The organism is Actinomycetota bacterium (assembly GCA_040905475.1).
In the GTDB taxonomy this organism is placed as follows: domain Bacteria; phylum Actinomycetota; class AC-67; order AC-67; family AC-67; genus DATFGK01.
The window spans coordinates 1-26826 of record JBBDRM010000155.1; the positions used below are offsets into that span (position 1 = coordinate 1).

Annotated in this window: 30 protein-coding genes; 13 read left to right on the forward strand and 17 right to left on the reverse strand. The window is 68.0% G+C overall.

The window, feature by feature from the left end; translation table 11 throughout:
- Nucleotides 1–29: 29 nt before the first annotated feature.
- On the reverse strand, nt 30–230 hold the full coding sequence (locus tag WEB06_18880; GenBank protein ID MEX2557681.1) for a hypothetical protein: 201 nt from the start codon (nt 228–230) through the stop codon (nt 30–32).
- Between the two features lie 201 nt (nt 231–431).
- Entirely contained in the window at nt 432–1430 is a 999-nt protein-coding gene (locus WEB06_18885; protein ID MEX2557682.1) for a hypothetical protein, read from the reverse strand.
- Nucleotides 1431–1681: 251 nt separating this feature from the next.
- Here WEB06_18885 and WEB06_18890 point away from each other — a divergent pair, with 251 nt between their 5' ends.
- Genes WEB06_18890 through WEB06_18905 form a run of 4 tightly spaced genes read left to right on the forward strand, consistent with a single transcriptional unit; the run spans nt 1682 to nt 4591 of the window.
- On the forward strand, nt 1682–2239 hold the full coding sequence (locus WEB06_18890; GenBank protein MEX2557683.1) for a 2-oxoacid:acceptor oxidoreductase family protein: 558 nt from the start codon (nt 1682–1684) through the stop codon (nt 2237–2239).
- A complete protein-coding gene (locus WEB06_18895; protein ID MEX2557684.1) occupies nt 2236–2499 on the forward strand; it encodes a 4Fe-4S binding protein in 264 nt (87 codons plus the stop codon). The genes WEB06_18890 and WEB06_18895 overlap by 4 nt, the downstream gene beginning before the upstream one ends.
- On the forward strand, nt 2496–3650 hold the full coding sequence (locus tag WEB06_18900) for a transketolase C-terminal domain-containing protein (GenBank protein ID MEX2557685.1): 1155 nt from the start codon (nt 2496–2498) through the stop codon (nt 3648–3650). The genes WEB06_18895 and WEB06_18900 overlap by 4 nt, the downstream gene beginning before the upstream one ends.
- The gene (locus WEB06_18905; GenBank protein ID MEX2557686.1) at nt 3647–4591 is read left to right on the forward strand and encodes a thiamine pyrophosphate-dependent enzyme; all 945 of its coding nucleotides are present in this window, start codon (nt 3647–3649) and stop codon (nt 4589–4591) included. The genes WEB06_18900 and WEB06_18905 overlap by 4 nt, the downstream gene beginning before the upstream one ends.
- Before the next feature lie 34 nt (nt 4592–4625).
- On the opposite strand, the gene WEB06_18910 is transcribed toward WEB06_18905, so the two are convergent.
- The 9 genes from WEB06_18910 to WEB06_18950 all read right to left on the reverse strand — a co-directional run bounded on the left by WEB06_18910 (nt 4626) and on the right by WEB06_18950 (nt 14091).
- Nucleotides 4626–4946 carry a carboxymuconolactone decarboxylase family protein gene (locus WEB06_18910; GenBank protein MEX2557687.1) on the reverse strand — a complete coding sequence of 107 codons (321 nt, stop codon included), beginning with the start codon at nt 4944–4946 and terminating at the stop codon, nt 4626–4628.
- A 48-nt stretch (nt 4947–4994) separates the two neighbouring features.
- Entirely contained in the window at nt 4995–6545 is a 1551-nt protein-coding gene (locus tag WEB06_18915) for a 4Fe-4S binding protein (protein MEX2557688.1), read from the reverse strand.
- Nucleotides 6542–7303 (reverse strand): molecular chaperone TorD family protein, encoded by a 762-nt coding sequence (locus tag WEB06_18920; GenBank protein ID MEX2557689.1) that lies wholly within the window; start codon nt 7301–7303, stop codon nt 6542–6544. The genes WEB06_18915 and WEB06_18920 overlap by 4 nt, the downstream gene beginning before the upstream one ends.
- On the reverse strand, nt 7300–7521 hold the full coding sequence (locus tag WEB06_18925) for a hypothetical protein (protein MEX2557690.1): 222 nt from the start codon (nt 7519–7521) through the stop codon (nt 7300–7302). The genes WEB06_18920 and WEB06_18925 overlap by 4 nt, the downstream gene beginning before the upstream one ends.
- Nucleotides 7518–8807 (reverse strand): NrfD/PsrC family molybdoenzyme membrane anchor subunit, encoded by a 1290-nt coding sequence (gene nrfD, locus WEB06_18930; protein ID MEX2557691.1) that lies wholly within the window; start codon nt 8805–8807, stop codon nt 7518–7520. The genes WEB06_18925 and nrfD overlap by 4 nt, the downstream gene beginning before the upstream one ends.
- Nucleotides 8808–8810: 3 nt before the next feature.
- Complete coding sequence (locus WEB06_18935) at nt 8811–9551, reverse strand: 4Fe-4S dicluster domain-containing protein (GenBank protein MEX2557692.1); 741 nt, start codon at nt 9549–9551, stop codon at nt 8811–8813.
- A gap of 13 nt (nt 9552–9564) precedes the next feature.
- On the reverse strand, nt 9565–12126 hold the full coding sequence (locus WEB06_18940; GenBank protein MEX2557693.1) for a molybdopterin-dependent oxidoreductase: 2562 nt from the start codon (nt 12124–12126) through the stop codon (nt 9565–9567).
- Between the two features lie 517 nt (nt 12127–12643).
- The gene (locus tag WEB06_18945; protein ID MEX2557694.1) at nt 12644–13576 is read right to left on the reverse strand and encodes a hypothetical protein; all 933 of its coding nucleotides are present in this window, start codon (nt 13574–13576) and stop codon (nt 12644–12646) included.
- 29 nt (nt 13577–13605) lie between these two features.
- Nucleotides 13606–14091 carry a hypothetical protein gene (locus WEB06_18950; GenBank protein ID MEX2557695.1) on the reverse strand — a complete coding sequence of 162 codons (486 nt, stop codon included), beginning with the start codon at nt 14089–14091 and terminating at the stop codon, nt 13606–13608.
- 213 nt (nt 14092–14304) lie between these two features.
- Between WEB06_18950 and WEB06_18955 the strand changes: the two genes are divergently transcribed.
- A complete protein-coding gene (locus tag WEB06_18955) occupies nt 14305–14844 on the forward strand; it encodes an RNA polymerase sigma factor (protein MEX2557696.1) in 540 nt (179 codons plus the stop codon).
- Entirely contained in the window at nt 14837–16702 is a 1866-nt protein-coding gene (locus tag WEB06_18960) for a hypothetical protein (GenBank protein MEX2557697.1), read from the forward strand. Before WEB06_18955 ends, WEB06_18960 begins: the two co-directional genes overlap by 8 nt.
- A gap of 90 nt (nt 16703–16792) precedes the next feature.
- Here the strand turns inward: WEB06_18960 and WEB06_18965 are convergent, their stop codons facing one another.
- Nucleotides 16793–18184, reverse strand: a complete 1392-nt coding sequence (locus WEB06_18965; protein ID MEX2557698.1) for a wax ester/triacylglycerol synthase family O-acyltransferase — start codon at nt 18182–18184, stop codon at nt 16793–16795.
- A gap of 174 nt (nt 18185–18358) precedes the next feature.
- Here WEB06_18965 and WEB06_18970 point away from each other — a divergent pair, with 174 nt between their 5' ends.
- Complete coding sequence (locus WEB06_18970; GenBank protein ID MEX2557699.1) at nt 18359–18604, forward strand: hypothetical protein; 246 nt, start codon at nt 18359–18361, stop codon at nt 18602–18604.
- 70 nt (nt 18605–18674) lie between these two features.
- Here WEB06_18970 and WEB06_18975 read toward each other — a convergent pair whose 3' ends face one another.
- The 3 genes from WEB06_18975 to WEB06_18985 all read right to left on the reverse strand — a co-directional run bounded on the left by WEB06_18975 (nt 18675) and on the right by WEB06_18985 (nt 20098).
- Complete coding sequence (locus WEB06_18975; protein ID MEX2557700.1) at nt 18675–19100, reverse strand: hypothetical protein; 426 nt, start codon at nt 19098–19100, stop codon at nt 18675–18677.
- 41 nt (nt 19101–19141) lie between these two features.
- Nucleotides 19142–19603, reverse strand: a complete 462-nt coding sequence (locus WEB06_18980; GenBank protein ID MEX2557701.1) for a hypothetical protein — start codon at nt 19601–19603, stop codon at nt 19142–19144.
- Nucleotides 19604–19753: 150 nt separating this feature from the next.
- Complete coding sequence (locus WEB06_18985; GenBank protein MEX2557702.1) at nt 19754–20098, reverse strand: hypothetical protein; 345 nt, start codon at nt 20096–20098, stop codon at nt 19754–19756.
- A 425-nt stretch (nt 20099–20523) separates the two neighbouring features.
- On the opposite strand from WEB06_18985, the gene WEB06_18990 reads away from it, so the two are divergent.
- The 6 genes from WEB06_18990 (at nt 20524) to WEB06_19015 (ending at nt 24683) form a co-directional block, all read left to right on the forward strand.
- Entirely contained in the window at nt 20524–21390 is an 867-nt protein-coding gene (locus WEB06_18990) for a lysophospholipid acyltransferase family protein (protein ID MEX2557703.1), read from the forward strand.
- The gene (locus WEB06_18995) at nt 21387–22400 is read left to right on the forward strand and encodes an alpha/beta fold hydrolase (GenBank protein ID MEX2557704.1); all 1014 of its coding nucleotides are present in this window, start codon (nt 21387–21389) and stop codon (nt 22398–22400) included. The genes WEB06_18990 and WEB06_18995 overlap by 4 nt, the downstream gene beginning before the upstream one ends.
- Before the next feature lie 2 nt (nt 22401–22402).
- Complete coding sequence (locus tag WEB06_19000) at nt 22403–23338, forward strand: LLM class F420-dependent oxidoreductase (GenBank protein MEX2557705.1); 936 nt, start codon at nt 22403–22405, stop codon at nt 23336–23338.
- A gap of 87 nt (nt 23339–23425) precedes the next feature.
- Nucleotides 23426–24031, forward strand: coding sequence for a hypothetical protein (locus WEB06_19005; protein MEX2557706.1), 606 nt, complete (start codon nt 23426–23428; stop codon nt 24029–24031).
- A complete protein-coding gene (locus WEB06_19010; GenBank protein MEX2557707.1) occupies nt 23934–24233 on the forward strand; it encodes a PxKF domain-containing protein in 300 nt (99 codons plus the stop codon). Before WEB06_19005 ends, WEB06_19010 begins: the two co-directional genes overlap by 98 nt.
- A 180-nt stretch (nt 24234–24413) precedes the next feature.
- Complete coding sequence (locus WEB06_19015) at nt 24414–24683, forward strand: hypothetical protein (GenBank protein MEX2557708.1); 270 nt, start codon at nt 24414–24416, stop codon at nt 24681–24683.
- 36 nt (nt 24684–24719) lie between these two features.
- On the opposite strand, the gene WEB06_19020 is transcribed toward WEB06_19015, so the two are convergent.
- On the reverse strand, nt 24720–25514 hold the full coding sequence (locus WEB06_19020) for an acetoacetate decarboxylase family protein (protein MEX2557709.1): 795 nt from the start codon (nt 25512–25514) through the stop codon (nt 24720–24722).
- Complete coding sequence (locus WEB06_19025; GenBank protein MEX2557710.1) at nt 25508–26806, reverse strand: acyl-CoA dehydrogenase family protein; 1299 nt, start codon at nt 26804–26806, stop codon at nt 25508–25510. Before WEB06_19025 ends, WEB06_19020 begins: the two co-directional genes overlap by 7 nt.
- Nucleotides 26807–26826: the final 20 nt, after the last annotated feature.

The following is a 26826-nucleotide window of genomic DNA, read 5'->3' on the forward strand; positions in this document are numbered from 1 at the left end:
CCCCCCCCCCCCCCCCGGGGGTCCCGGGGTCACGCCTTGCGCGCCTTCTTGGGGGCGCGCGCGGCCGAGACCGCCTTGCGCTCGTGTGCGGCAACCCGCTTCTTGCCTTCACGGGCGAGAAGCGTGATCTCTTTCCCCGCTTTCTCGAGCACACCGAGCACCGCATACGCGGTCTTCTCGGCGCGATGGGCGGGAACAGTCGCGGTCGCCTTCTTCACGGCGGCTGGCATCTCAACCCCTCCTTCCGGGTCCTGTTCGAGCAGGACCATCCGGCGCCGCTGCGCCGTCCCCTTCAGCGTCGTCCAACCCTCCAGGCGAAGCCACGGCCGGAAGCCCTGCGACCCAGGGGCCGGAAGGGCCTTCGCGCGCGATCCCCTCTCGACATGAGAGGTCCCGGGGAAGGGAATTACCCCGGACCTCGGGTGTGCCTTCTACGCGGCTTTCCTGCTCGAGACCGCGCGAACGTCGAGTACCGCCGGACGACGTTCGAACGCGAGCGTCACAGCGACGAGGAAGGTCACCGCACCGCCCGCGATCAACGTCCACACGATCGGGACGAGCGACACCGACTTGATCGAGTCGTACTCGTCCAGATTCGCGCGGAACGTGTCGACCGCCGTCGTGAAACGCTCGAGGGCGGCGGGCATGTTCTGAATCGCCGCCGCCAGACCCGGCGCCGCGAGCCCAAGCTGCTGCTGGAACAGCGGAACCGACACGCCGGCTTGCTGCGCGAAGGCGGGAAGGAGCTTCGCGTTCATCTCCACCGCCATCGCTTGGACCGTCGCGAGCGATGCCGCGGCGCCCGTCACGAGCTGCTGGGTGTACACCGGTTTGAGATCGGCGTTCATCTTGTCGGCTGCCGAAGCCTTACCGGGCAAACTCAGCACGAAAGGCACCGCGACCAACGCGATCCCGATCACGAGACCGGCCGCGATCGCCTTCTTTCCCGGCCGGAACATGACCGCGCCCAGCCCCATCAGGACGACCCCGATCGACAGCAGGGTCCACGGAACCGTGGTCGCCGGCAGAGACGCCGTGGGGATCTGATCCGCCTTCGCGAACCGCTGTTGCTCGGCGCTCAGCACGTCGACGACCCTGCGGAACTGCGTCGTGATCGCCTGGGTCTCGGAGATCCCCTTCATGACCGCCGGGAATCCGGTGGCCAAGCTGCCTGCCAGCTGCTCGGGCGTGACCTTGGCCTGTTGCGCGGCCAGCGGAAGGATCGTCGTCTGGAAGTCCTGCGCTGCGACCGCCAAGCCGTCGATGTCGCCGTTCAGCGTTGCCAGGCTCGCGGTCTGCATGACCGGGCGGAAACCATCGGTCATCTCCTCGAACGCCGGCCCCACCGAGAACAGCCTGTTGCTGAACGTCAACGTGACGAACGTCAGACCGACGAGCATCACGATGGAAGCCCCTATCCTCCGTGTCATTTCGCCCTCCCCGGCTCGGAGGCCGCCGGCGGCGGCCTCACGCTTCGCGCTTCGCGTCGCATCGAGCGAAGCACCGCCATCGTGCCGACGTCCCGCGAAGGCCGGTAGGGCCCTTGGCCCCGCTCCGGCAGGGCAGGTCGCCTTTCGTACGCCCGGGAAGAGGGTCCACCGCCCCGTGCTGTGGGGGCCGTTCCGCCCTGGCCGCGCCCTCCGGCACAGGGCACGCTGCGGTCGGAGGAGGAACGATTCTCGTGGAAGCACCGGATCGGCTCGACGTTCGGATCCACGGACGCGGCGGTCAGGGAACGGTGACCCTGGCGGCCCTTCTGGTGGAGGCCGCGGCCGACGACGGGTGGCAAGCGCTCGGGTTCCCGTCGTTCGGGACCGAACGGACGGGAGCACCCGTTGCCGCATTCGTCCGCCTGAGCCGCAGCCCGATCCGCGACCGCGGTGAGGTGCGAGCGCCGGGCGTCGTGTTGGTTCAGGACCCGACCCTCGTGGGTGCCGTGGATGTCCTTCAGGGTATGACGGCCGACGGCCTCGTCCTTCTCAACGCGGCGCATATCCCTGCTCGCATCTCGGCGTCGCGCGTCCGGACGCTCGAAGTGACCGAGCTCGCGTTGACTCACATCGGCTCCGCGAAAACCAGCACGGCGATGCTCGGCTTCTTCGCCGGTGCGACCGGCGTCGTGTCGATCGACGCAGTTTGCCGGGCGATCGCCCGGCGGTTCACCGGCGAGGTAGCCTTCAAGAACGAAGCGCTGGCGCGCGCGGCGTTCTCCGCCGCAGCGGAGAGGGCGGCGGCATGAGACCCCTCACGCCGGGACTGGTCGTGGAGGCCGGGTCGAGCGTGGACAACCACACCGGCGCATGGCGGACGGAACGCCCCCGTTTCCTCTCCGTGGCGTGCAACGGATGCGACCTCTGCGCTGTCTATTGCCCGGAGGGCGTCGTCTTCAAGGCCGCTCCCAAGCGCTACGACTTCGATCCCGACTTCTGCAAAGGCTGCGGCATCTGCGTCGAGGAGTGCCCCGTCGACGACATCGTGATGGAGGCCGAGATCCGATGAAGGTCATGGAGGGCGCCGAAGCGATCGCCGATGCGGTGCGCGCCGCCGGCCCGAAGGTCGTGAGCGCCTACCCGATCACTCCGCAGACGCACATCGTGGAGGCGCTCTCCCAAGCGGTGGCCGACGGAAGGCTGGACGCCGAATTCATCACGGTCGAAAGCGAGCACTCGGCGGCGAGCGTGGTGCTCGGCGCCGCGGCAACCGGGGTCAGGACGTTCACCGCGACGTCCTCGCAAGGGCTGCTGTACATGGCCGAGGTCGTGCTCAACATCGCGGGCATGCGCCTACCGGTCGTCATGACGGTGGCCAATCGGGCGCTTTCATCGCCGCTATCGATCTGGAACGACCACCAGGATTCGATGACCTTGCGCGACTCGGGCTGGATCCAGCTCTTCGCGCAGACGGCGCAGGAGGCGCATGACTTGCACTTGGTCGCCTACCGGATAGCGGAAGACCCTCGGGTTCTGCTGCCGGTGATGGTCTGTGTCGATGGATTCGTTCTGACCCACGCATTCGAGCCGGTCGAGCCGGTGTCCGATGAGGCCGTGAGCCGCTACCTTCCTCCTCTCTCGCTGCCCTTCGTCTTGGACCCGGCTCGGCCGGCAACCTTCGGTGCCTACGCGGACCCGACCGTGTACACGGAGGCACGGTTCGCGATCGAAGCCGCGCAGCGCCGCTCTGCTCAGGTATTGAGCCAGGCGCTCGGCGAATTCGCGGCGCTGACCGGACGCGAATATTCGCCGGACTTCGATCGCTATCGATTGGACGACGCCGACGTCGTGATGGTCGCGATGGGAACGGCGGCGCAGACCGCGCAGGTCGCCGTGGACGAGATGCGGGACGAAGGCGTCGCGGCGGGGCTCGTCGCGATCCGTCGGTTCCGACCCTTCCCGGCCGCGGAACTCGTGGCCGCGCTCGGGAACGCGAGCCGCATCGTCGTATTCGATCGCTCCGTTTCGCTCGGGAGCGGTGGGATCGTCGCCGGCGAGCTGCGGTCGGCGCTGTACGGCCGCCTCCTGCCCCAGATCGTGGGCGTCGTCGCCGGGCTCGGCGGCCGGGACGTTTCCGTCGAGACCTTGACGCAGGCTTTCCGAGCGGAACGCGACGGGTGGATCGACCTGCGGCCGGACCTGGAGGAGATCGCTCCGTGAGCGCCTCCGAGCACCTCATCCAGCCGGGACACCGCGCCTGCGCGGGCTGCGGGCTGCTCGTGGGAGCGAGGCTCGCGGCCGACACGTCCGATGGGAAGATCGCGGTCGTCAATGCGACCGGTTGCCTCGAGGTGACCACGACCGCATATCCGCAGTCGGCGTGGCGGGTACCGTGGATCCATTCGGTGTTCGGCAACGCGGCGGCCGTCGCCACGGGGGTCCGAGCGGGGCTGCGCGTTCAGGGCAAAGACGTTCCGGTCGTCGCGCAGGCCGGCGACGGTGGAACCGCCGACATCGGGCTGCAAGCCCTGTCGGGCATGCTCGAGCGTCGCGACGACGTGTTGTTCGTCTGCTACGACAACGAGGGCTACATGAACACCGGCGTCCAGCGCAGCGGCCTGACCCCCTTCGACGCCGCGACCACGACGACGCCGGTCGGCGAGTGGTCTTTCGGGAACCCGCTTCCCAAGAAAGACCTCGTCTCGATCGTGCTCGCTCACTCCCCCGCCTACGTCGCGACGGCCACCATCGCCTACCACAAAGACCTCGAGCGAAAGATGCAGCGCGCACTTGCCACGAAAGGTCCTCGTTACCTGCACATCCTCGTCCCGTGCCCCCTCGGTTGGAAGTTCGAGCCGCGCTCGACTATCGGCGTGTCGCGTCTGGCGGTCATGTCGAACCTGTTCCCGCTGGCCGAGTGGCGAGACGGAGTGCTGGGCAGGGTCAAGGGCCCGGCCGTCCCGGTCTCCGTCGACGAGTACCTGAAGGCGCAGGGACGCTTCTCCCATCTCTTCCGGGACGAGCGCGGTGTCGACGCCCGCGCAACGATCCAGAACATGGCCGACGAAACGGCTCGGCGATTCGGGATCCGCGCGTACGGCGACGTCGTGGGGGTCGAAAGCCCCGCAGGTCACGCCGGTGCGGCTAGCTCTAACGGTTAGCCGTGGACGGAGTGTCGCGCCGCTCGTTCTCGGCTCAGGCTTCGCGATCCAGGACCTCGTTGATCCACTGGTACGCGGCGATCGCGGCCGGGTAGCCGGCCGTCGAGATCCCCAGGACGGCCACCTGCCGGATGGCCTCAGGTTCGATCCCCTCGGCGATCGCCTTGCGAGCATGCGAGCGCACGGCGCCTTCGGATTCTCCGCCGACGGCCACGCCCAGCTTCGCCAGTCGCCGTTCCCGTTGCGACAGGGGTCCGGCCGCGTGCAACCGGTCGGCGAGCGCCCCGTACGCCTCCATCACATCGGGGAAGTCCTTCTCGAACCGCTTGTACACCTCCGGCAGGTACTCAGCCATGCATGACCTCCTAGACGGGAGCATCGTAGGCGAACGGGCCCGATCTTTCTAGGCATGTGTGGACACCGCGCGGCAGTCGCCGCACAGTTCCGTGAGATCCCGTATCAACGCATCCGGCTCATCGGCCAATAGGCCGCGGATGCGCCGCAGCATCGCGGCGGGAGCGACCGGCCGGCCGCATCGGACGCACCCGTGCACGTGGTCCATCTTCACGACGACGGGCCCGCGCGCCAGGGCGGCGATGTCGGTCTCACGCCGCACGGTCACGGCGCGTTCCGGGCACGCAGGCACGCAGCGCTCGCAGGCGAGGCATGCCCCGGGATCCAGGTTGAGGGCAGTCTCGTGCTCGTCCGCGGCGACCGTGAGCGCGCCGGTCGGGCACGTCGTCGCGCACGCACCGCAGGCGGTGCATGCCAGATGATCGATACGGACCACCCCGAGCGGCGAGCCGGGGCGCTCCAGGGAGGGAGTGCGATGCGCTCGCGCGCCGGCGAGCTTCAGAAGCGCGTCGGCCGTGGCGGCCGGCTCGGAGAGTATGACGACCGTCGAGTCGGCGGCACCCCGCACGCGTGCCGCAAGAACCGCTTCGAGCAACGGCCCCGGATCGGCGGGGTCGAGTACGCGGACGAGTGACGCCGCCTCTTCGATGCCGGCAAGCTCCAACACCTCTCGGCAATACCCGACGCGTTCGTCCAAGGGGTCGGTCCGTTCCGGATGGCATTCCTGCCGGCACGGCAGCAAGGCGACGGCAGGGGCGCCCGCCGCGAGAGCCTGGAGGACCCACCCGGGAGTGATCATCCCGATGCAGGGGAGTTCGAGCGTTAGCCAGGACTCCGCCGCCCCCAGTCCGTCGAGCGCAGAAGCGGTCCGCTCGCAGGCAAGGACGAGCCCCCGAGGACGGCCGTCGGCCGTCGGCGAGAGTAGGGAGGCGACCTGCGCCTCGTAGCGGTCGAGCGAAGCGTTGGGGAGGGTGATCGCGCGCGCCGGGCAGGCCGAGACGCACAGACCGCATGCCACGCACGCGCGATTGTCGACGATCGTCCGGTCTTCGAGGGTGATCGCCCCTACGGGACAGGCCGTCGCGCACAAGCCGCACCGATCCGCTCCCAGACAGAGGTTCGCGTCGACGGCCGCTGCAGGCTCATAGGTGATCGGCGGCAGCCGGAACAGCGCACGCCGGCTCGTCGGTCCGTCGCTGAAGCGCGTGCGGAGATGTTCGGGCTCGCTGCCGTTGAACGACCGAGCCGCCGCGACGGCCGCGGCCAGGATCTTGCCGGCCGCAACGGCGGAACCGGCTGCGAACGCCAGCGACACGAGCTCCACGGCGAACGGATCTAGTCCGGCCTTCCTCGACCAGGCCTGCGCCTCGCCCCGGGGGAACGTCCGATCGCAGAAGCCGAGCACGAGCCGGGTCGCGCCGGTCGCCCGCACCAGGTCCCGGATCTGCTCCGGCCGGCCGCACAAATCGTCCACGATCTCGACCGGGATTCCAGGGACGGTGTCGGCGAGAAAGCCCACGACGGTTAGCGGATCGAGCCTCGCGTCTCCGTGGGTGCCGTCGCAGAGCGCGACGGCGACCGGCGGCGTTCCATCGGTCATCGCTCCGCCTCCTTCGCGAGGCTGGAAACGTGCGCGGAAAGCGCCGCGATGAACTCGCGATCGTGAGATGTGTACGCGAACGTGTTCGCGGCGAGGTCGGCGTAGAAACTGGACGGCGCGACGCGTGAGAGCCGCGCTGTGAACGCTGGGAGCCAGCGTACGAGGCGCGCATCCAGGAATGCTCGCTGCCGTTTGAGCCACGCCCCCGCGTCGCGGGGTCGATCGGTCTGCCACGCGTTCGCCTCCTCCCGGCAGAGGACGGAAACGAATCCGAGTTCGACGGCGATGTGATCCGGCGGCTCGGCACCCGTCCGTGCCGTGAGCCCGGCCATCGAGTAGGTCAGCTCGAGCTGAGCGGTGATCCAGCCTGCTTCCACACCACCTCGCCGCGAGTAGGCCGACTCGCACGGCGGGCACGAGGCCTCCGCGCTGCCCACGAGGAAGAGCGATGCATGGTCCGCGGCCATCGCGCCGAGCGACTCATCGGTTATCCGGTCGACCGCGTTCAGCATCGCGTGCCAGGAGTACGCGGAGGCCAAGTCGTCGAACGGCCGGCTACGCCGTCGCAGCTCCGGTACCGAGGTCGCCAGGATCCCGACCCGCTCCGGATCGGGATAGAGGAACAGTTCCGACACGAGCCGGTAGGCGAGTCCGCGCACCTCGGCAAGATCCCGTAGCCGGGGCGCGCGGGCTTGCCCCCCGGCGCGGGGCGAGGGAGACGTGCGCGCCTCGAAGCGCGCCTCCTTCACGGTCGTCACTGCCGGCGCTCTCGATCGGGCATCAGTTCGTACACAACGGCCGCGAGGAATACGAGCATCACGCCGGTGATGAAGAGCAGCGGCGAGAACGGCACGCGGGGGTTGCTGATCCGCGATCCGCTCGGCGCCCCAAATGGCGCCCCCAACCCGAGGTATGCCACCGCCTGTAGCGCGAACCCTGTGACCACCATCGAAACCGTGACGATGCGTCGCCTCATGGACGGTCTCCTTCCGTCTCCGGGATGTCCATAACGGGAAAGACCTTTGCGAATACGACGTACGAGAGCGCCCCGAATGCCAGGAGACCTGCCACTACGCCGATCTCGGTCACGGACGGCGTGTACGTTCCCGTCCCGTACGGGAGCAAGGTGCCGTGCGTCTGCGACGGAACCACGATCAAGTACCGCTTGCCGATGGCGGCGAGGTTGACGAGGATCCCGCTCGCGACCATCGCGCCTATGCTCACACGGCGCCGGAGGAACTGCGTAACGAGGAGGCCGAGCGGAACGATGAGCATCCCCACCGAGGCCCAGAAGATCGGCGCGTAATCGCCGACCAGCAAGGCGCGGATCACGTCGCGCTCGTTCTCCATCCCCGTGTAGGCAGCCGTGAGGACCTCTACGACGACGAAGTAGAGATACGCGAGGATGAGGAAGAACAGCAGGCCGCCGAGCCACTTGAACACCTGCTCGCCGAGTTGTTCGCGTTCCCCGAGCCAGCGCCGGACGCCGGCCGCCACGACGATCAGGAGGCCCACGCCCGACACGCCTGCGAGGATGACGAACGCGGGGGCCTGCAGTGCGCTGAACCATCCCGGACGTCCGATCTGCAGCCCGAACACGAATCCGAGCGTCGAGTGCGCAGTGACGAGCAGCGGCAGGATCGCGACGGCCAGCCAGAAGCTCGCCCGATCGTGGCGCTGCCGTTCGGCAGGTGTGTCGTGGTAGCCGGCCGACCACCAGCGATGGAATCGCTGGAGCGGCCCGGGAACCTCGGCGCAGAGAGCGGCGTCACGGCGACTGTCGAGGTACAGATAGACGACGCTCGCGAAGAGGTAGCCGGAGATGACCAACGTGAACGTGCCGAAGAACGGCGATTGCGGTCGCGCGTAGCGGAACAGGTTGACGATCCCGCGGAGTGGCTGACCGAGGTCGGCGAGGATGGCGAGCCCCGCGAGCATCAGCGACACGACCGTCAGGAGCTCGGCCATGCGCGAGATCGAACGCAAGGCTTTCAAGTTGGCCAGCCGGATCAGCGCCGCGACGGTGATGCCGGCGAAGCTCACACCCACGAAGTACACGACGAAGGCGATGTAGATTCCCCACGTCGCGCCGCCCATGGTTCCAACGTCCCGCATGCCCGTCTCCGACAGCCCTCCCATCACCTCTCGGCTGTAGGCGTAGGCGCCCACGCCGACGACGGCAGCGAGGAGACCCGCGAGTCCGTACCACCGCGAGGTGGGACGACCCACGCCGTACGGCAGTTTCTCGACCCGGATGGCCATGGCTCATACCCTCGCTTTCAGGGGCTCGATCTGACGTGAGTCGTCGCTCGGCTGATGCCCCTTGCCGACGTAGTGGACGCGGGGCTCCGTCCCGACTTCCTCTCTCAGCCGGAAACTCGGCTTCGAGCGTTTCAGGACGGAGGCGGCGCTCGCCGGGTCGTCGAGGTCCCCGAAGACGAGCGCCCGCACCGGACAGCTGACCACGCAGGCGGGGTCGAGGCCCTTCTCGACGCGCTGGACGCAGAACGTGCACTTCTCCACGACGCCCTTGGCGTGACCGCCGCCGGCGATGCGGCGCTGCTCGGGACCGAACCTTCCGCCGAGATCGGGGTTCTTGTACGGAGGGATGGCGCCGCCCGTCACCGATCCCAGCTGCGGGTCCTCCCAGTCCATGTAGTAGTTGTCCTCCGGATTCTTCCAGTTGAAGAAGTTGACGCCGTACGGACACGCGACCTCGCAGTAGCGGCACCCGATGCAGCGGTCGTAGTCCGTGGCGACGATCCCGTCGTCACGCTTGTACCGGGCGCCGACCGGGCAGACCTTGACGCACGGCGCGTTGTCGCAGTGCTGGCAGGGACGAGGCAGGAACGAAACGTTGACGTCTGGATACGTGCCCTCCTCGAGGCGGAACACGTACATCCACAACGCGGCCTCGGGGGTGTTGTTCTCGACCTTGCAGGCCTCGACGCAGGCACGGCAGCCCATGCACTTGTCCAGATCGACGACCATTCCGTACTTCGGCATTCCTACACCCCTCTCAGGCCTTGTAGATCCGGACCTTTACGTGGAAGGACTGATCGGCCGTGTTCGTCACGTACCCCGCCCCGGTGGGGAACAGCGTGTTCGGCGTGGGTCCCTGGCCCTTGGCACCGGGGTGCACCCATAAGCCGAAGTGATGCGGCATGCCGATGGTGTCGGGGCGGATCGCCTCGGTGTAGTGCGCACGAGCCTTCACCCGCGCGGTCTCGCCGGTCACCGCGTTGTGCGACTCAACCCACGCCTCGTCGCCGTCGCGGATCCCGTGACGAGCGGCCGTCGCCGGGTTCACGTCGATGTGCTGACGGGGAGCCAGCTCGGCGAGCAGCGGCATGAAGCTCGAGCGCGACTGCTTGTTCTCGACGAGCTTGTAGCTGATGAGATAGAGGTCGTACTGCGCCGGCGAACCCTCCATCGTCGGGGCGCGCCACGTCGGGAGCGGCGTGTAGTCCTGCCAGTAGATCTGCTCCGCGCCCTTCGCCTTCATGCCGTGCTGGTAGCCGAGGAGCGACTCACCGTAGAGGCGATGCAGCGCGCCACCGAAGGCCGGCTCCATCCCATAGCCGTAGACGTCCTTGGCCGCCAGCGGCCCCTTCACCTTGACGCCGTGCTCCTCGAAGTACGCGATGCCTTCGTCGATGTGGTTCGCCTTCGCCCAGTGGTCGAAGATCTCTCGCACCGCCGGCTTGCGGTCGAGCGAAAGAGCCTGCGCGCCCGACAGCTCGAGGGTCTCGTTTATGTGCGAGAGGTAACCGCCCTCCCCGAACAGGACCCCGAGCCTCTCCGTCAGGTCCAGGTAGATGTCTATCTCGCCGCGCGATTCACCCAGCGGCTCCATGATGGGGAGCCGAAGCGTACTCGCGTCCGTGTACGCGTCGCCCGCCTTGATCGGCCCTTCGTACTTCTCCATCGTGGCAGCCGGTAGGACCACGTCTGCGAACAGGTCCGCCGTCTCGGACAGCCAAGGGCTGATCACCGTGACGAATTTGAACTTGTGGTACGCGGCTTTGATCACCTCGGTGTTGGGGAACGAGACGACCGGGTTCGCCATGTGGACGATGACCACTTCGGGGATCTTCTCCACGCCGAACTTCTCGGGGTCGAGCATCGCGACCGCGGCGACGGCCGGACTCTTGGAATTGATCGGGAAGAACTTGCTGTCTTTGAGGGCGATGTCGTACGGAGGGTCTTTGATCTCGATGTGGTCGAGCTTCTCGTAGTTCTCATTGATCTTCCACTTGAAGTCCGAGAAGACGCCGCCGACCGCGCCGACCGCGCCGAGCAACATGAACGCCAGAAGAATCGCTCGCGTAGCCTGGAATCCGAGCTCCTGCTGCGCGGCGTGGTAGAACATGACGCCGACCGGCCGGAGGGGGAGATCGAGCCCGTCACGCCGCACGGTGGCGCCGATCATCGCGTTGTCGGCGAGATCTCGGGCGATGCGCCGTATGGCCTCGGCTGGGACCCCGCAGATTTCCGCAGCCCACTCTGGCGTGTAGGGAGCGATGTGCTCCTTGAGTACCGTAAAGGCCGTGCGCACTTTCTCTCCGTCGACCGTGAACGCACCGTCGAGCGCCGGCGCGACGCCGGCGGCGTCGTGCGGCTTGGCGGCTTTGACACGCGCATCCCAGACCTGCTCCTTACCGTCGATCCTCAGGAACGCTCCGTCGCCCTTCACCAGGTACGGCGCGTTCGTGTAGCGCGTGAGGTACTCGCGATCGATCGACCCCCGCGCGATCAGTGCATTCGAAAGCGACAGCGCCAGCGCCAGGTCGGTCGCGGGCTTGATCGGAAGCCACTCGTCGGCGTGTGGACCGCTGGGACGGCGGCGCGGGTCGATGGCCACTACCTTGAGGCCGCGTTCGCGGGCGGCGACCAGCTCCCGAGGCCAGGTGATCCAGCACAGCTTGTTTCCGCCGGCGCCGGTGATGTTCCAGCCCCACGCCAGCACGTAGCGGGCGTTCCGCAGGTCGGGGTGGAGGACACCCTTGATGCCGATCGTGTATTCGCACGCGCGGTATCCGGCGTCGGAGCAGAACGCGCCGTGACCGAGCTTCGAGGCGCCGATCGCATCGACGAAGGCTTCGTCGTAGAGCTCCTCGGACTTGCTCCGACCCTTCTGCCAAAGAACGAGTTTGGGATCTTTCGCGCGGACCTCCTGCACCTTCGCGGCAACGAGCGACAGCGCCTCGTCCCATGAAGCCTTCCGCCACCGGCCCGTAGCCCCTTTTTCGTTGGTTCGGATCAATGGTGTCTTTACGCGGTTGGGGTCGTACAAGGCCGAGATCTGGCCGACGCCCTTCGGGCAGAGCGTGCCGAGGTTGCGGGGATGCTCCGGCATCCCTTCGAGCTTGACCACGCGCCCGCCGATCTTCCGAGCGACGATGCCGCAGTCCTGCTTTCCGATCCAGCAGGCGGTGGGAACCAGCTCCTCTTTGAGCGCGGCGCCCGCCGTCGTCTTCGCAACGAGCGTCTGAGGACCGTCGGTGAAGAAGCGGGTCGTTGCGAGCGCTCCGCCTCCAGCGCCCACGCCTTTGAGGAACGTCCGTCGGCTGAGCTTCATGTTGGTCCCCTCCCGTGACGGCACGGTGAATGGGGCAAGCATTACCCGCTGGCTGGTCCGACATAAGGGGCGACCGGCCCTTCGGCGGGGGGCCATCGGCCCTGGGGAACCAAGTGGGCCCGCGGTTCTCCTTCCGGAGGGAGCCCCCGCGATCGACGGACGCCCAGGGGCGTCACAGCGGGATCGGCGTCTTGCTCGGTGGGGCGGGAGAAAGTGTGGCGCCTACGGATTTCCCGTCAGCAACTTTCCGCGCAGCACGCTAGCGAGAGCCGGAGACGGACCTGACCCCGACGTCGAAGCCGGCGTTCGCGATCGTGACCCTCAGATCCTCCCACCGCAAGCGAGCCGTCTCATACTCGACGTTCGCGCAGCCCATCGCCTCGTTCACCGAATTTCGCGGTCGTGCCGACCGGCGGCCTGCCCACCGGGGCTCCCGTGCGCGTGGAGCTCATCGAGGCCGGGAGCGCTGAGCCGGGACGCCGAGCCTCGTCCGGCGAACCGGCACAGCCGCCTCTCGTTAGATCGCCTGCCAGTCAGGACGCTGATCCATAACCTCGTTGACGGTGAGGGGCGCGACCGAAGTCCCGTCGGCGTTCATGACGTAGACCTCCTCGTCGCCGTCGCGGCTGGAGCCGAAGACGATCCTCGTGCCATCGGGAGACCAGACCGGGGCGCCGTCGGGCGTCGTGTCGAACGTGAGCCTCACCGGCGATCCCGGCACATCCATCGTGTAGATCTCCCAGTCGATGGGCCCCGAGCCGACGCACGTGCCGTCGCATGCGCCGAAGACGAGGCGGCTGATCGCCGGAGCCGGGTACCAGTCGGGCGACGACTCGTAGACCGATGGCGTGTTCGTCACGTTGATGCGGCTCGACCCGTCGGTCCGCACGACGTAGAGGTCCGGCGGCTCCGATGAAGTGCAGCATCCGACGGTTCCACGGAAGGCGATCCACGTTCCGTCGGGTGACCACACGGGCTCGTGTTCCATCCCGAATGTCTGGGTGAGCTGGATCGGCTTCTTCCCGTCGGCGTTCATCACCCACAGATCGGTGCCCGGATCCTTCCCGCGCGCGGACGCGAACACGATCTTCTTGCCGTCGGGCGACCAAGCTGGATCTCTGTCCGACCAGCTGTTTCGCGTCAGCCGCTTGACGCCCGTGCCGTCGGCGTTCATCACGTAGATCTCGAAGTTCCCGGCGCGGAACGAGCTGAACGCGATCTTGGTTCCGTCGGCCGACCACGCCGCCTCGCCGTCGTAGGCGGTGTTGCGCGTCAGGTTCGCCGCCCCCGAGCCGTCGGCGCTCATGACGTAGATCTCGCTGTTGCCGTCTCGACTCGACATGAACAGCAGCTTGCCGTTGAGGCCCGGGAACGACGCCTCGGCGGACGGAATCGCCATCGCCGCAAGTGTGACCATCGCCGCTGCAACGAGCATGGATCGCCGATTCATGACGGATCTTCTCCTTTCGGTTCGGCGCGTCACGGTGCCGTGGATATCGGCGTGGGATCACCGAGCGGATCGGCGATCGTCACCGGTCGCGCTCCGGCGGTCACCGCGAGACAGCCGGCATCCGGAGCCCAGTCCTCAAGTCGCATCGAACGGGACCACGTCACGATGCAGAAAGCCGGGTCGTCATCCTGGAGCGGGGACCACGAGAACGTGACGGTACGCGTCCTCGGATCGACCCCGGTCGACCCCTGCGCGAGGCCGGTACTCATCGATTCGCCATCCAAGATCACGAGGTCGTACTCGACGATGCCCGCGCACCTCGCCACGCCCGTCCCCATCGAGACCTCGAACGCGTAGCCGGACAGCCCATCAGGGCCGGGTCCGGAAACCAGGGAGGAGACCGCCGTGAGCGAAGCGATGTCGCCGCACCTGGCCGCCCCCGCAACGGCCGGAACGCCGCCCGTGAACACGAACCCCAGGACCAACACCGTCAAGCCCGTGAGCCGCCTGGCCATGATCCCCACCGCCTTCCATCAGCCTGAGATCGCTCGAAGAGCGGTCTTCGCATTGGGAGTCGCTTGCCGCAGCCCGGTTCCGTCGGTCGAGGAGGATCCCCACCCGGCCCGGCGCGGCCGGGCCGGATGACCCGGGCAACGAGAGACACTTGGGCCTGAGGATCTAGAGCGACGGAAATCAGGGCAGCCGCGCGACACACTGGATGGCCGTGGATGGATGGATCGCAGGCCGGGATCGTGATCGACCTGAAGGATCGGGCCGGGTTCCGGTCCTTCTATCGGCAGGCGCTCCCTCGCGTTTACGGTTACCTGTTCCACCGGTGCGGCTGCGTGCCGGCGGTGGCGGAGGACCTGACCCAGGAGACGTTCATGGCCGGCGTCGCGCAGATCAAGCGGGGGATCGCGGTTGAGGATCCGATCCCCTGGATCCTCGGGATCGCAAGGCACAAGCTCATCGATAACTACCGGCGCGCGGAGAGGGAGCGCCGGACGTTGCGTCGCGCCTATGAGCCGGATCCCGTCCCGGAGGACAGCCTGGTCTGGGATGAGGAGCACGGCCGCGAGCGCGCGCTCGCCGCCCTCGCCGCCTTGCCGGCGTCCCAGAGCGCTGCCCTGACCCTGCGCTACGTCGACGGATTCTCCGTCCCCGAGGTTGCGGGAACGCTCGCGCGGAGCGTCCACGCGACCGAGTCGCTGCTCGCGCGCGGTCGCGAAGGGTTCAAGCGCGCCTATACGGAGGCCTCCCATGCGTGAGGATCCCCTCGCCATGATCCTGGCCGGGATGGACCATCCCATCGAGCCGCGCGTGGAGTTCGCCGAGCGCCTGCTCGATCGCCTAGAGGGCGAGCTGCGGCCGGATCCGCGCGCGATTCCGTCCTCGACACCGCGCCGGCGGTGGCGGGGAGCGCGGCGACTTGTGCCGGCGTTCACGGTCCTCGTCGGCCTCGTCGTCGGCGCGCTCGTAGTGTTCCCCCGTCCACCGTCCGCGCTCGCGGTGCTGCAGGAGGCGAGGCACCGGTTCGCGGCGCTCCCGCCGTTCCACGCCACCGTCCTCAGCCTCTACGACGAAAGCGCCTCGTCGCCGGATTACGAGGTCGAGGTGCTCCGCGAGGACTGGTACCGGAGCGACGCCGCGTGGCGGTCGAAGATCCTGCGAACCAACTCGACTCCATTCGGCGTCACCGGTTCGTTCGACGTCTCCGACGGAGCGCTCGTCGGCCGCTACAACCCGCGCTCGAACATCTTCTCGGTGCGGCCGCTCGCAGAGGTCGGAAGTGCAGTGCGGTCGAGCCCGGCCGCGCCGTTCGATCCGGCCCTGCAGTGGTGGCCCGAGGCGACCGGTGACGAGGGGAAGCCCTCCGACGCGTTCTTCGAGGAGAACTGTCATGCGACCTCGGTGCGATTCCTCGGGCGCGGCGCTCGCAAGCTCATCTGCCCGGTTCGCCCGACGCAGCCTCGCGACATCGAGCTGTGGGTCGACGACGAGACGGGCATGCTGGTGAAGGTGGTCACATTCGAGGTCGTGCACGAGATCCGGAGCATCGAGTTCGATCCGAACTTCGCGGAGGGTCTCTTCGAAGTCGTCCCACCGGCCGGCGCGCGCAAGCGCTGGGTCGGCGAGGGACCTCCGGCGCCCGGATACGAGATCGTCCTCGGGACCGAGATCGCCGCGCGTATCCCGATCGGTGAGACCGACGGTTTCACGGTCGCGGCCGGGGAGAGCGCGCTATGGCTTGTCAACTGGATCCCCACCACGCCGCCGGCGCCGTATGCCACCGAGATCATCCGGATCGACCCGGCGTCCGGGCGCATCGTTGCCAGGATCCCGGCGCCGGAGAGTGACCTTCAGATCGTAAGTGTCCTCGAGCGAAGCGGGTTCCTGTGGGTCGCGTTCGACCGGGAGGAGGGATCGCGAGCGTCGCGGATGCTGCAGCGCCTCGACGTCTCGACGAATGTCTTCGTGGATCCCCGCCTCGACCTTGGCGAGGGGTTCGGCGGCATGACTCTCGCCGACGGCGTGCTGTGGACGGCGGCCGGTGTCGGGAGAGACGTTACCTCCGGGCGGGCGCAGCTTCGCTATGGTTCGCTATCGCGCGTCGATCCGGAGACGTTCGAGGTTTCGCGGTATCCGCTGGACGGCGCGCCCATGGACCTCGCCTTCCAGGCGGGTTCGCTATGGATCTCACTAGGGAAGGTCAACGACACCGATCGCTTCGACGACGACCATGCGATCGCGCGCGTCGATCCGGCCATGCGGAAGGTCCAGACCGAGATCGCCGTCCCGCACGGTCCGAGCGGCCTCCTCGCCGCCGCCGGCTTCATGTGGACGATCATGGGCGAGCCCTGGACGCTGGTGAGGATCGACCCGGCGACGAACGCGCGCGCCAAGGTACCGACAGGGAACGGTGGAGGTGAGGTCGCCTACGACGGGCGCTTCATCTGGGCGACAAGCTCCGACGACGACGAGGTCGTCAAGATCGATCCGGCTACGCTGAAGGTGGTCGCGCGTATCAGGACAGGCCGCGGACCGGGCTCGGTCGCAGCCGGCTTCGGCTCGGTGTGGGTCGCCAACGGGATCGACGGCACCCTGGCCCGCATCGACGTGCCGTAGCGGGGCGTCGGCGATGCCAAGAGGGTTGAGCCCAACTAGTGGAACCACGTTTCGAGCACTCGCTCGAACGGACCACGCAGCCGTCCCGCGTCAGACGGCCGCGGCCTTGCGGAGCTCGTCGAAGCTGTCACGCGTGTACGCGGCCAGCAGCTCGAGATCGGGGAACGCCGCCCAGTCCGCAGTGAATCCGAACCCCATCACACCGACCAACGTGACGATCCCGACCGAGAGCGCCACGGTCGCGCCGAGCGGCATGAGCGGGTAGTAGGCGACGAGCCGCGTTCCGTCGAGATAGAGAGGGATCTGCGGGCCTGGCACGTTCGACGCAACCAGGTTGATCACGCGTTGGTGACCGTTGCCGAAGCGCGCAAGCGCCGCGTGCAACCCCGGCGGAGCCAGCATCGCGAGGTGGATGAGGCCCGTCGCGGCATCATCCTGATGCGACGCCTTCAAGCGCCGCGTCTCCGCATTCACGAGTCGCAAGCGCTCGGTTGCCTCCATCGGCCCGACGGGAAGGTCCACGAAGAAGGTCGTCACTTGGTTGCCCTGACCAGGCCGGTCCGCGGCGGTCCGCAGCGACTCGGGCATCAACGACCGAAGGGCCCTGCCTTCGACGGGTTCCCCGCGGTGTTCGAGCAGCCTCCAGAGCGCGCCGGCCAACGTCGTGAGGATCACATCGTTGACGGTTCCGCCGAGCGACCGTTTCACCGCGCGCGCTTCGTCCAGTGAGATCTCCGTCATCGCGAACCGTCGGCTCCCGCCGATCGCGGTGTTGAAGGGGCTGAGGGGCGCGAGGCCGCGGCGAACGAGTCCGACCATGCCCTCCGCCACTGCACCGGCGTCCTTCATCACAGCGCGCGGATCGCGTATCACGTTGATCATCGTGCGCCCGAGCGCGCCGGCCGGTTCGGTGACACGGTCGAGGAGTGCGTCTCGCAGCATGCGAATCGGCGTTGGTTGGGGTTCGGGCTGCCACGGAAGAACGGTGAGCAGCGGAGGATCCGGATCGTGATCGAGGAGGAGCGCGCAGGCGTCCATGCCGCCGATCCCGTCGAGCATCGCGTGATGCGCTTTCGTCAACGTGGCCTGGTATCCGTCCTCGAGTCCGTCGATCAGGTGCATCTCCCAAAGCGGCCGCCCCCGGTCGAGCTGCTGCGAGTGGATCCGGGCGGTGAGGTCGGCCAGCTCCCGCGGTCCCCCCGGCGGCGGCACAACAGCACGCCTAACGTGGAAGTCGAGAGCGAGATCCGCGGCGTCCACCCATGCGGGGCGGCCGCTGCCGAAGGGAGGGAACAGCACCTGCTGACGGAACCGAGGCACCCTGTGGAGCCGCGACGCCGTCAGGTCCCGGAGGCGCTCCACCGTCAGCGGCCGGGGGGCGCCGGATGGGTCCAATATGGCCAGACCCCCGACGTGCATGTGCACCTTAGGAGTCTCCAGATAAAGGAACGACGCGTCGAGCGCGCTCAATCGGTCCGGCACCGCTCGCCCCCCTTCTTCGCCTTCGATCGTCTCGGCTGAGATCCACGAGCGATACGGCCGGATGGCCCGTCACGGCAGGGACGCGAGACGCCGGCACGCAGTCCCGAGCGCCGGGCTCTCAGCTGCACGATGTCGACCGCGTCGCGATCCCGCCGGCACCTCGTACTCGCAGTCATGGCGGCCAGCGTCGGGCTCCGAGTCACCCCCGGTCTGACCATCGGGGCAGTCGGGCTATTCGCGTACGTGACGGGCGCAGTCGTTCGCAACTTCGGCGACGCGCTCGGCGTGCCAACGGCGCTGGCGGTCACCGGCGTCGTCATCCTCGTCGTCGCCGTGCTGACGGCGCGACTCATGGGGGTGACGAAACAGAGCCCGGAACAGGCTCCGGCCAAGTGGCCGCCGCTTCGCAAAGCCTCGTGACCGAAGGGTCCGGAACGGCCCGGCGAAAGCCGGGCCGTTCAACATCGCAACGAGTCTGCAGGTTGCCTTCTCAGGCAGCCTGGACCTCGACGCGTTCCCCTGGTGCCAGGCAAGCAACCTCGGCCATCCGGTGTGGATGCATCACGGTCACCTCGCCACCGCCATCGATCCGCAGGCGATTCGTGCAATGTGAGACTCCGGCGGCGTCCGGCGAACAGTTCTCATCCGAGAGTACCGTCGCAATCGTCGCCGTCATGGGAACGGAGCCGGAAACGAGGACCGTATGCAGCGGCTGCCCGGGCCTCGAGATCTGATCGGAGCCGGTGCTCGCAACGAGCACCGTGCGCTGCTGCGCTATCTGCTGGCCGTGAGACAGGACCCCGGCTCTCTCGCCGGGCGATCCGCCGGATCGAGCGACCAAGGCGACGAGTGCACCCGCCAGCAAAGCCACGGCCACGCCGGCGCCGATACTCGCGCGCGATCTCCTTCGCTTCATGACGGTGTCCCTCCGTATCTGCGCCCGAGACGGGCGGATGATCAATGGTCGAAGGATCGGTCTTTCAGCGCGGACACAACCGCCCCCACGAGATCGCCGAGCCCGGAAGGGTTCACGACGGCGCAGTCGTCGAGAAGATCACGGTGGCGCCCGGCTTCGGGTGCCGTTACCTCGGCGACCACCGGCCGCTCAGACAGTTCCTGCCGATGAGACGCGAGGATCTCTCTCCCCTCATCGCTGCGCAAGTCGAGGGAGAAGACGATCGCGTCCGCGCCCTCCACCTGAGTGCACGGTTCGCCCTGCGTGACCGGGCACTGCCATCCGTGACCTGCGTCGGGACCGGAACAATCGGCGACCTCGAAACCCGAGCGCTCCAGCAGGCGGCGTGTCGCCCACCGAGCGAAGTCGTCGGCGTTCTCGACGAGGACCCTCGGCTCGAGGCTCGGCTCGGGCCATTCGTCCGGGACGTGCGGCGGTTGCTGGGGCTTCGATCTCCATCCCATGCGTGCTTACCCTCCCGGCCATGGTTCCCTAGCCTTCCATCCAACCAATAGAACGACGATAGGGACGGCCGAGCGCAGGCCCGTCCGGCCCGCGTCACACGGGGCCGAAAGGCCCTGGAGGGATGTCGGGATCTCTGGGTGATGCTCCGCTCAGCTCGTAGGAGCGGTCCGGGCCGGTGTTCGACTCGACGGGCCGAGATCCTTTGCCTCGGGCCCCGCGCGCACCCGGCGGCGCCGAGGTCGCCCCGAGGAGAGCCGGTCGCGTAACACCATTCCGACCAGATGTCCGTCGTCGTCGACCGCGAGCACGAATTGAGAGCCCGTTCGCAGCATCACTCGGGCGGCCTCGCTCGTCGCCGCACCGTCGGACACGCAGATTCCCCGCACCGAGTCGGGCCAGGGCGCCATGATGAGCACCGACAGCACGCTCGGATGCACGGACACCATCACGTCGCCAACCGTCAGCCCTTGCCGGGCCTCCCCGATCGTGGCCACGGTACCGACGATATCCCCGCCCGTCCTGATGCCGAGGACCGTTCGACCCGGATCCTGGGGGTCCTTCGCTCCTGGGCCGGGCGAGCGTGGCGCGGCGGCGCCCTTCGACGTGAAGTGACGGAGGCTCCCGCCTAACGGCGACGGGAGAAGCTACCTCTACATCTCTCACATCGGGGAGGTGTGCCCGAGCGGGTTCCTCCCGCTCCCGGACGGCGGCGTCCGGCCGACTCCGGCTGCTACCTGACCGGCGAAGAAACAATCGGTGAATCCGCCGACGTGGCCACCTGAGCCGCGGAGGGGGCCGAACCAGGACGTCGTCGCCGACCCTGAGGGCCGTTCGCCCCCAGGCACCTAGGGCATTTGCCCCTATCGCCGGCCACCCTCGGGGTGTTTTAAGGAGGGGAGCGCGGAGGGAGGTGGCGGTGATGGCCGTTGCGGTGAGGCCGGGGGCGACGACTCTATCCAGACAACCGACCCGGGCGAAGCGGTACGCCGACCCGTTCGACGAACGGTCGGCGGAGCGGTCGATCGGGCTTCTGCGTGCCACGGTGTGGCGTTACTTCCACCCCACGGTGATCGGCGGCGGGAACATCCCCGACGGCCGCGCCCTGATCGTCGGATGCCACTCGGGTGTCATGCCCTACGACGCGGCCTGCCTCTTCGTCGGGGTGCACGAGGCGACCGGACGGTACCCGCGCTTCATCGCCGACCGGATGTTCGGCCGCGTCGACCCGATCGGGCGGTTCCTCGCCCGTCAGGGGGCTATCGTCGGGACGCCGGACGTGGTGGAGTCCCTGCTCGAAGAAAACCAACCCGTGGTCCTGTTCCCCGGCGGGGCACCCGACATGACGCGGCCGTATCTGACGCAGCGTTACCGCGTCCTGCCGCACCGCGGCTATGCGCCGGGCAACGGCGGTTACATCAAGATCGCGTTGCGAACCGGCTCGCCGATCGTGCCGCTCGCGGTGGTCGGCGCCGAGGAAGCGCACATTATGCTCGGCAACATCCCCCAGGTCGCGCGTCTCGTCTCGATGCCGTTCTTCCCGGTCGTGCTTTTCCCGATGCCGTTACCGACGAAGATCTTCATCCGGTTCGGCAAGACGATCCACCTGCCGGGAACGCCACGGGACGCCGACGACCAGCATACGGTCGACCGACTGAACGAGATCGTGCGCAAACGCGTGCAGCGGCTCATCGATGCCACCCTTCGACACCGCCGGGGCATCATCTTTAGCCGCTACGAGCGTGGCGGCGTCGCCGGATCGGGGGACCGGGGCGGGACGCGCCGGTGACCGCCCCCAGGCCTCTGACGCCGCCACGGGTGGAATGGCGGCTCGAGCACGCGCCGACCGACGACGGCTGGGACTTGGCGCTCTACCGGTACGAGGGCGGCAGGACTGACGTGCCACCGGTCATCCTCTGCAGCGGGTTCGCGTGCACGCATCATTTCTTCGACTTCGACGACCGGTACTCGCTCGCGCGCTACCTGGCGCGCCGGGGGTTCGACGCGTGGGCGCTCGAGTTGCGCGGGCGAGGCGCCAGCCTGCCGGCCCGCGCCTCGGCGCGCCGGACGTGGACGTTCGACGATCTCGCCTCGTTGGACTTCCCGGCCGCGGTACGGCACGTCGCGGCGCGGACGGGGCGGCGTCCCGCGTGGGTGGGCCACAGCATGGGCGGCTTGCTCGGCTATGCGGCGCTCGGCTCGGATCCGTCGCGGTGCGGCGACATCGCCGGGCTGGTGACGATGGCCTCGCCCACCGTGCAAGTGCCGGCCGGATCGCATCTCGTGAAGCTCGTGGGGGAGGGGCTGCTCGCCACGTCGTCCCGGCACTTGCCGCAGCGCCGGGCTCTGACGACGCTCTGGCTGCTCGCACGCTCCTCCCCCCGGATGCTCGAGGTGGGCATGAACACGTCCAACGTCGATCGCCGCGCGTTCGGCCGCGCGTTGCGCCGGTTCATCTGCGACGTGCCGGCCGCGAAGCTCCGCCAGTTCGTCCGGTGGTCGCGGACGGGATCGTTCGGATCGGCGGACGGGAGGATCGACTATCGGTCGGCGATGGGGAGGATCACGGTGCCCGCGCTGATCGCAGCTGGGGCCGGCGACCGGCTGGCGCCACCGGATTCCGTTCGTCCCGCGTACGACGCGATCGCGTCTGAACACAAGAGCTACCGCGAGTTCTCGCTCGCCAACGGCGACGCCGCCGACTACGGGCACATCGACCTCGTCTTCGGCAAGCGCGCACCGGACGAGGTCTTCGCGGCCGTCGCATCCTGGCTGGAAGCGCTGCCGAAGGAGGGATGAACGTGAGCGAGCAGGCGCGGTTCGGGATCCACACCGGAACGCAGTTCGCGACCTGGGACGAGATCGTCAAGATGTGGCGCCGGGCAGAGGACCTCGGCTACGACACCGCCTGGACCTACGATCACTTCACGGCCGTGATGATGGATCCGATGACGCCGTGCCTCGAGGCCTGGAGTTGCCTCGCGGCCCTCGCCGTCCACACCGAGCGCATCCGGCTCGGAGCGATGGTGACCGGCAATACCTACCGCCACCCGGCCGTGCTCGCGAAGATCGCCACCACCGTCGACGTCATCTCGAACGGCCGGCTCGAGTTCGGCATCGGCGCAGGATGGTACGAGCCGGAGCACGCGATGTTCGGGCTGCCCTTCGGGTCGGTCGGTGAACGGGCGGAGCGGCTCGACGAAGCGCTGACCGTGATCCGGAGCTTGTGGCGGGAGCAGCACACGACCTTCGAAGGCACGCATTACGCGCTGAGCGAAGCGGTGGCGGAGCCCAAACCCGTGCAGGTCCCGCACCCGCCGATCACGATCGCGGCCGTGGGAGAGAAGCGGATGCTGCCCATCGTCGCCAGACACGCCGACGCCTGGACCTCGTTCGGCTCACCGGAGATCTTCCGTCGCCGCGGGGAGCTGCTGAGCGAGATGTGCGAAGCGGAGGGCCGGGATGCGGCAGCGATCGAGAAGGCGGTCCTGCTGCCGGCCGTCATCGCCGAGGACATGGAGCCGTACGCGTTCATGGTGCAGGGGTGGGCCGCGTATCAGGGCGTCGAGGAGGCCGAAGGGAAGCGGTGGATGCTCGCCGGGCCTCCCGATGAGGTATGCCGCCAGGTGGACGCCTATCTCGATGCAGGCGTCGGCCACATCATCCTTCTGATCACACCCTTCAACATCGAGGCGCTGGAACGCTTCGCGGAGGAGGTCATGCCCCGGTACCGGTGATCGTGTTTGGGCGAGGCGTCAACGGATCAACCGGCCCGTCCGGCACGGGTCCGACCCGGCCGGTGTGCGGCGGGGCCCGCGCTCGAAATGCGAAGAAGGAGAGCGCATGCCCGGGAATCTACCTGGCTCGCTTGGTCGGCCCCTCAGATGGCACTGGCCCGCTACAACGTCGACGGCAGCCTCGACTCCGCATTTGACGGCGACGGCAAGCTCACGACCGCGATCGGGTCGGAGTCCGCCGCGAATTCCGTTGCCATCCAGGCGAACGGCAAGATCGTGGCCGGCGATTACTTCAACAACGGTTCGAACAGGGACTTCGCGCTCGTCCGCTACAACCCCGACGGGACCCCCGACGCGACGTTCGACGGCGACGGGATCGTCACGACGCCGATCGGAACGGGGGACGACGAAGCGCGTGCGCTCGCCATCGGGCCTGATGCCAAGATCGTTGCCGCCGGGGCGTCCTGGAGCGGTTCGAACTGGGACTTCGCGGTGGCGCGCTACATCGGCGACCCCGTCGTTTCCTACGACTGGAGCGGCTTCTTCGCCCCGGTCGATAACCCCTGGGACCGGTGCCAACCCGGTCTACAACGTGATGAAGGCGGGCGCTGCCGTCCCGGTGAAGTTCAGCCTCGGCGGAGATCGAGGCCTCGACGTGATCACGAGCGTCACACGCGATCAGGTTCAGTGTGAGTCCTTCTCGGGTTGGGACGGCGTCGAAGCGATGGTGGCGGCAGGCAACAGCAGTCTGTCCTACGACGCCACGACCAACACCTACACCTACGTCTGGAAAACCGCCAAGGCATGGTCGAGTTCGGCGTCGAAGTGCCGGCTCTTCGATCTGGAGCTGAAGGACGGCACGCACCACTTCGCCTACTTCAAGTTCACGAGATAGCGCTACGTTTCGGGAGGGACCGGCATGGGGCGATCGGTCCCTCCCGATATCGCATGTCTTGACTTCGCGTATTCGAATCGCACCGCGACCCCGCAACGGCAACGAGATTTCGACGCCGGTGAACCCTTTCGACTCGGTCCCCGTATGGACGGGTGTACACGAGATGGAGAGGAGGCCCGCGTGAGTAGGAAGGTGCCGGCCGTGCTGTTGCTCGTCCTGATGATCGGCACCCTCGGAGTGCTGTCGGCGGCGCCCGCTTCGGCGCACGTTCACGGCATCACGCCGCTGTCGACGCTCGCGAACGTGTGCGGCGTCACCACGCTATCCAACACCGGCGCCAACCGCGCCCAGGGCGACCCGATCGCTGGGTTGATCCCGAGAGACGTGGGCGAGGCCCCACTCACGGCCGGCGACGGCGGGCGATCAGCACCGGTGGGGTGCGCGCAGTAACCCGGCAACACCGGAACACATTCAGAACCGGCGTTATCAACCCGACGAACGGGTGCTCACTTCCTCCTTCCGCTGCTCGGCGGGCCGCTCCACGATGGCCCCCGGCCGCAGCGCCATGTCGAACTCGGTGTACGCCGCGGCCAGCATCGTTCCGATGCCCAATCGATGCACGGGGTCGATCACCGACGGGGAGTCGTAGGTGATCGAAGCCGGCCCGGCGAAGAGGATCTCCTTTCCGCTCGCGTCGACGTGCGTGAACAGGTCGCTGAACCACTGCACGAGTTCCGACGTTCCTCCGCGGCCGTCGACCGGCGGGGACTGCCGCAATGAGTACAGCGGGGTGCCGTTCGGCAGCACGGCCTCCATCGCTTCCCGGCTCAGGCGGGTGCTCGGCTTCATCGTGAACGTCACCAACCGCTTGCCGCGGGGCCGTTCGAACGTTCCCTGGATCAGGTCGTACTCCTGGGTGATCTCGATGTGGGCGAGCTTCTTCGGCGCGCCGAGCAGCTCCCGCCCGGCCGCCATCGCGGCATCGTTCGTCACGTAGATGTACGGGACGTACATCCCCTGCTTGCCGTCCAGACCGACGACCTGGATCAACGACACGAACTCGTTGTAGTGCCCCAGGGTGCTGCCGCCGTAGTCGGCGATGAGGACGGCGCCCAGCGCCGGGTCCCCGGCCAGGCGGAGCCCGGCGGGAAGCAGATCGCTGACGTCTCCGTCGATGGTGAAGAACGCAGCGAGAGCCTTGCACCCCCAGTACTCGACTCCGCGTTCGGCGTCGATCTCGTAGAGCGGCGCGTCGAGCGGGATCCCTTTGACCGTCACCATTTCGCCATCACCTCCGACAGCTCGTACCGTTCGCTCTCGTAGCTCGCGATCACGTCGTGCGCCGCGTCGAGCGAGAGCACCTCGAGCGTCCCATCCTCGATCAGCAACGACCGCGCATCGCGGAAGAGCTTCTCGACGAGGGACTCCTTGCTGAGGCCCATCGCGCCGTGGACCTGCACGGCGTCGTGCGCGACCTCGAACGCCACTCGTTTGGCGTAGATCTGCGCCGCCCGCGCGTGGCGGGGCGATGCGTCATAGGTGGCCTCCTCCAGGGCGCGACGGTATACGTGACGCATCGCCCCACGTGTGTACGCGCGGGCGGTCTCGACCTTCTCGAACATCGAGTACAGCGTCAGCTGGATGTTCTTGTGGCGCGTGATCGGCCCGCCGCCCTGCACGCGCTCCCTCGCGTAGGTCAGCGCCTCCTCGAACGCTGCTCGGGCGACGCCGACGGCCATCGCGCCGATGCCTACGCTCGTGAGGCACAGAAGCTGGTCGACGAACACCCCGTAGAACGGTGTGGGCGCGACGACGACGTACCGCTCCGGGATCCTCACCCCATCGAAGAAGATCTCGCCCTGCGGGTCGTCGCGCGTGCCGAGCATGTCGACGGGGCGGCCGCGACGGACGCCGGGCGAATCGAGGGGCACGACGGCCAGCAGCCCGTGCAGAAAGTCGCCGCCGTCCCGGACCTGCGCGTGAACCGCGCAGTGTGTCGCCACCGGCGCCGAGCTGACCCACGCCGCCTTTTGCCCTCGGATCACCCACCCGTCTCCGTCGGCCTCGGCGATGACCTGCCCGGGCCCGAACGACGCGGCCCCCTCGTCGCGAAGGAAGGAGATCGCGTCGCTCCCGTGCGCCGGCTCCGTGACGCCCCAGCAGCCGTGGTAGGCCAGTTCGCGATCTTCGGCCCAGGGAGCGAGCAGCTCCCGGCGAAGCTCGTCACCGCCGAAATTCGAGATCAGCACGAACGGCAGCATGTCGACGCCGAACGCCGTCGCCAGGCCGAGACTCCCCCACGCCAATTCCTCGAAGACGATCGCGCGACCCAGAGGGCCGAGCGGCGGGTCGGGTCCGCCGTACTCCGGCGGGAGGAAGATCCGGTGGTATCCGAGCCGTCGGAGAGTCCGCATTGCCTCGTGATACGGAGAGCCGGGTGCGACACGCTCCTCCGGATCCATCCGGTCCAGGGCCCGAGCCGCCGGGCGCAGAACCTCGAGTGCGACCCGATGCAGCTCGTCACGCAGCGTGCGCTCTTCCGCGGTCAGCTCGTCCAGCTCAAGAAAGGTCAACGGAGCCTCCTTTCGCACGA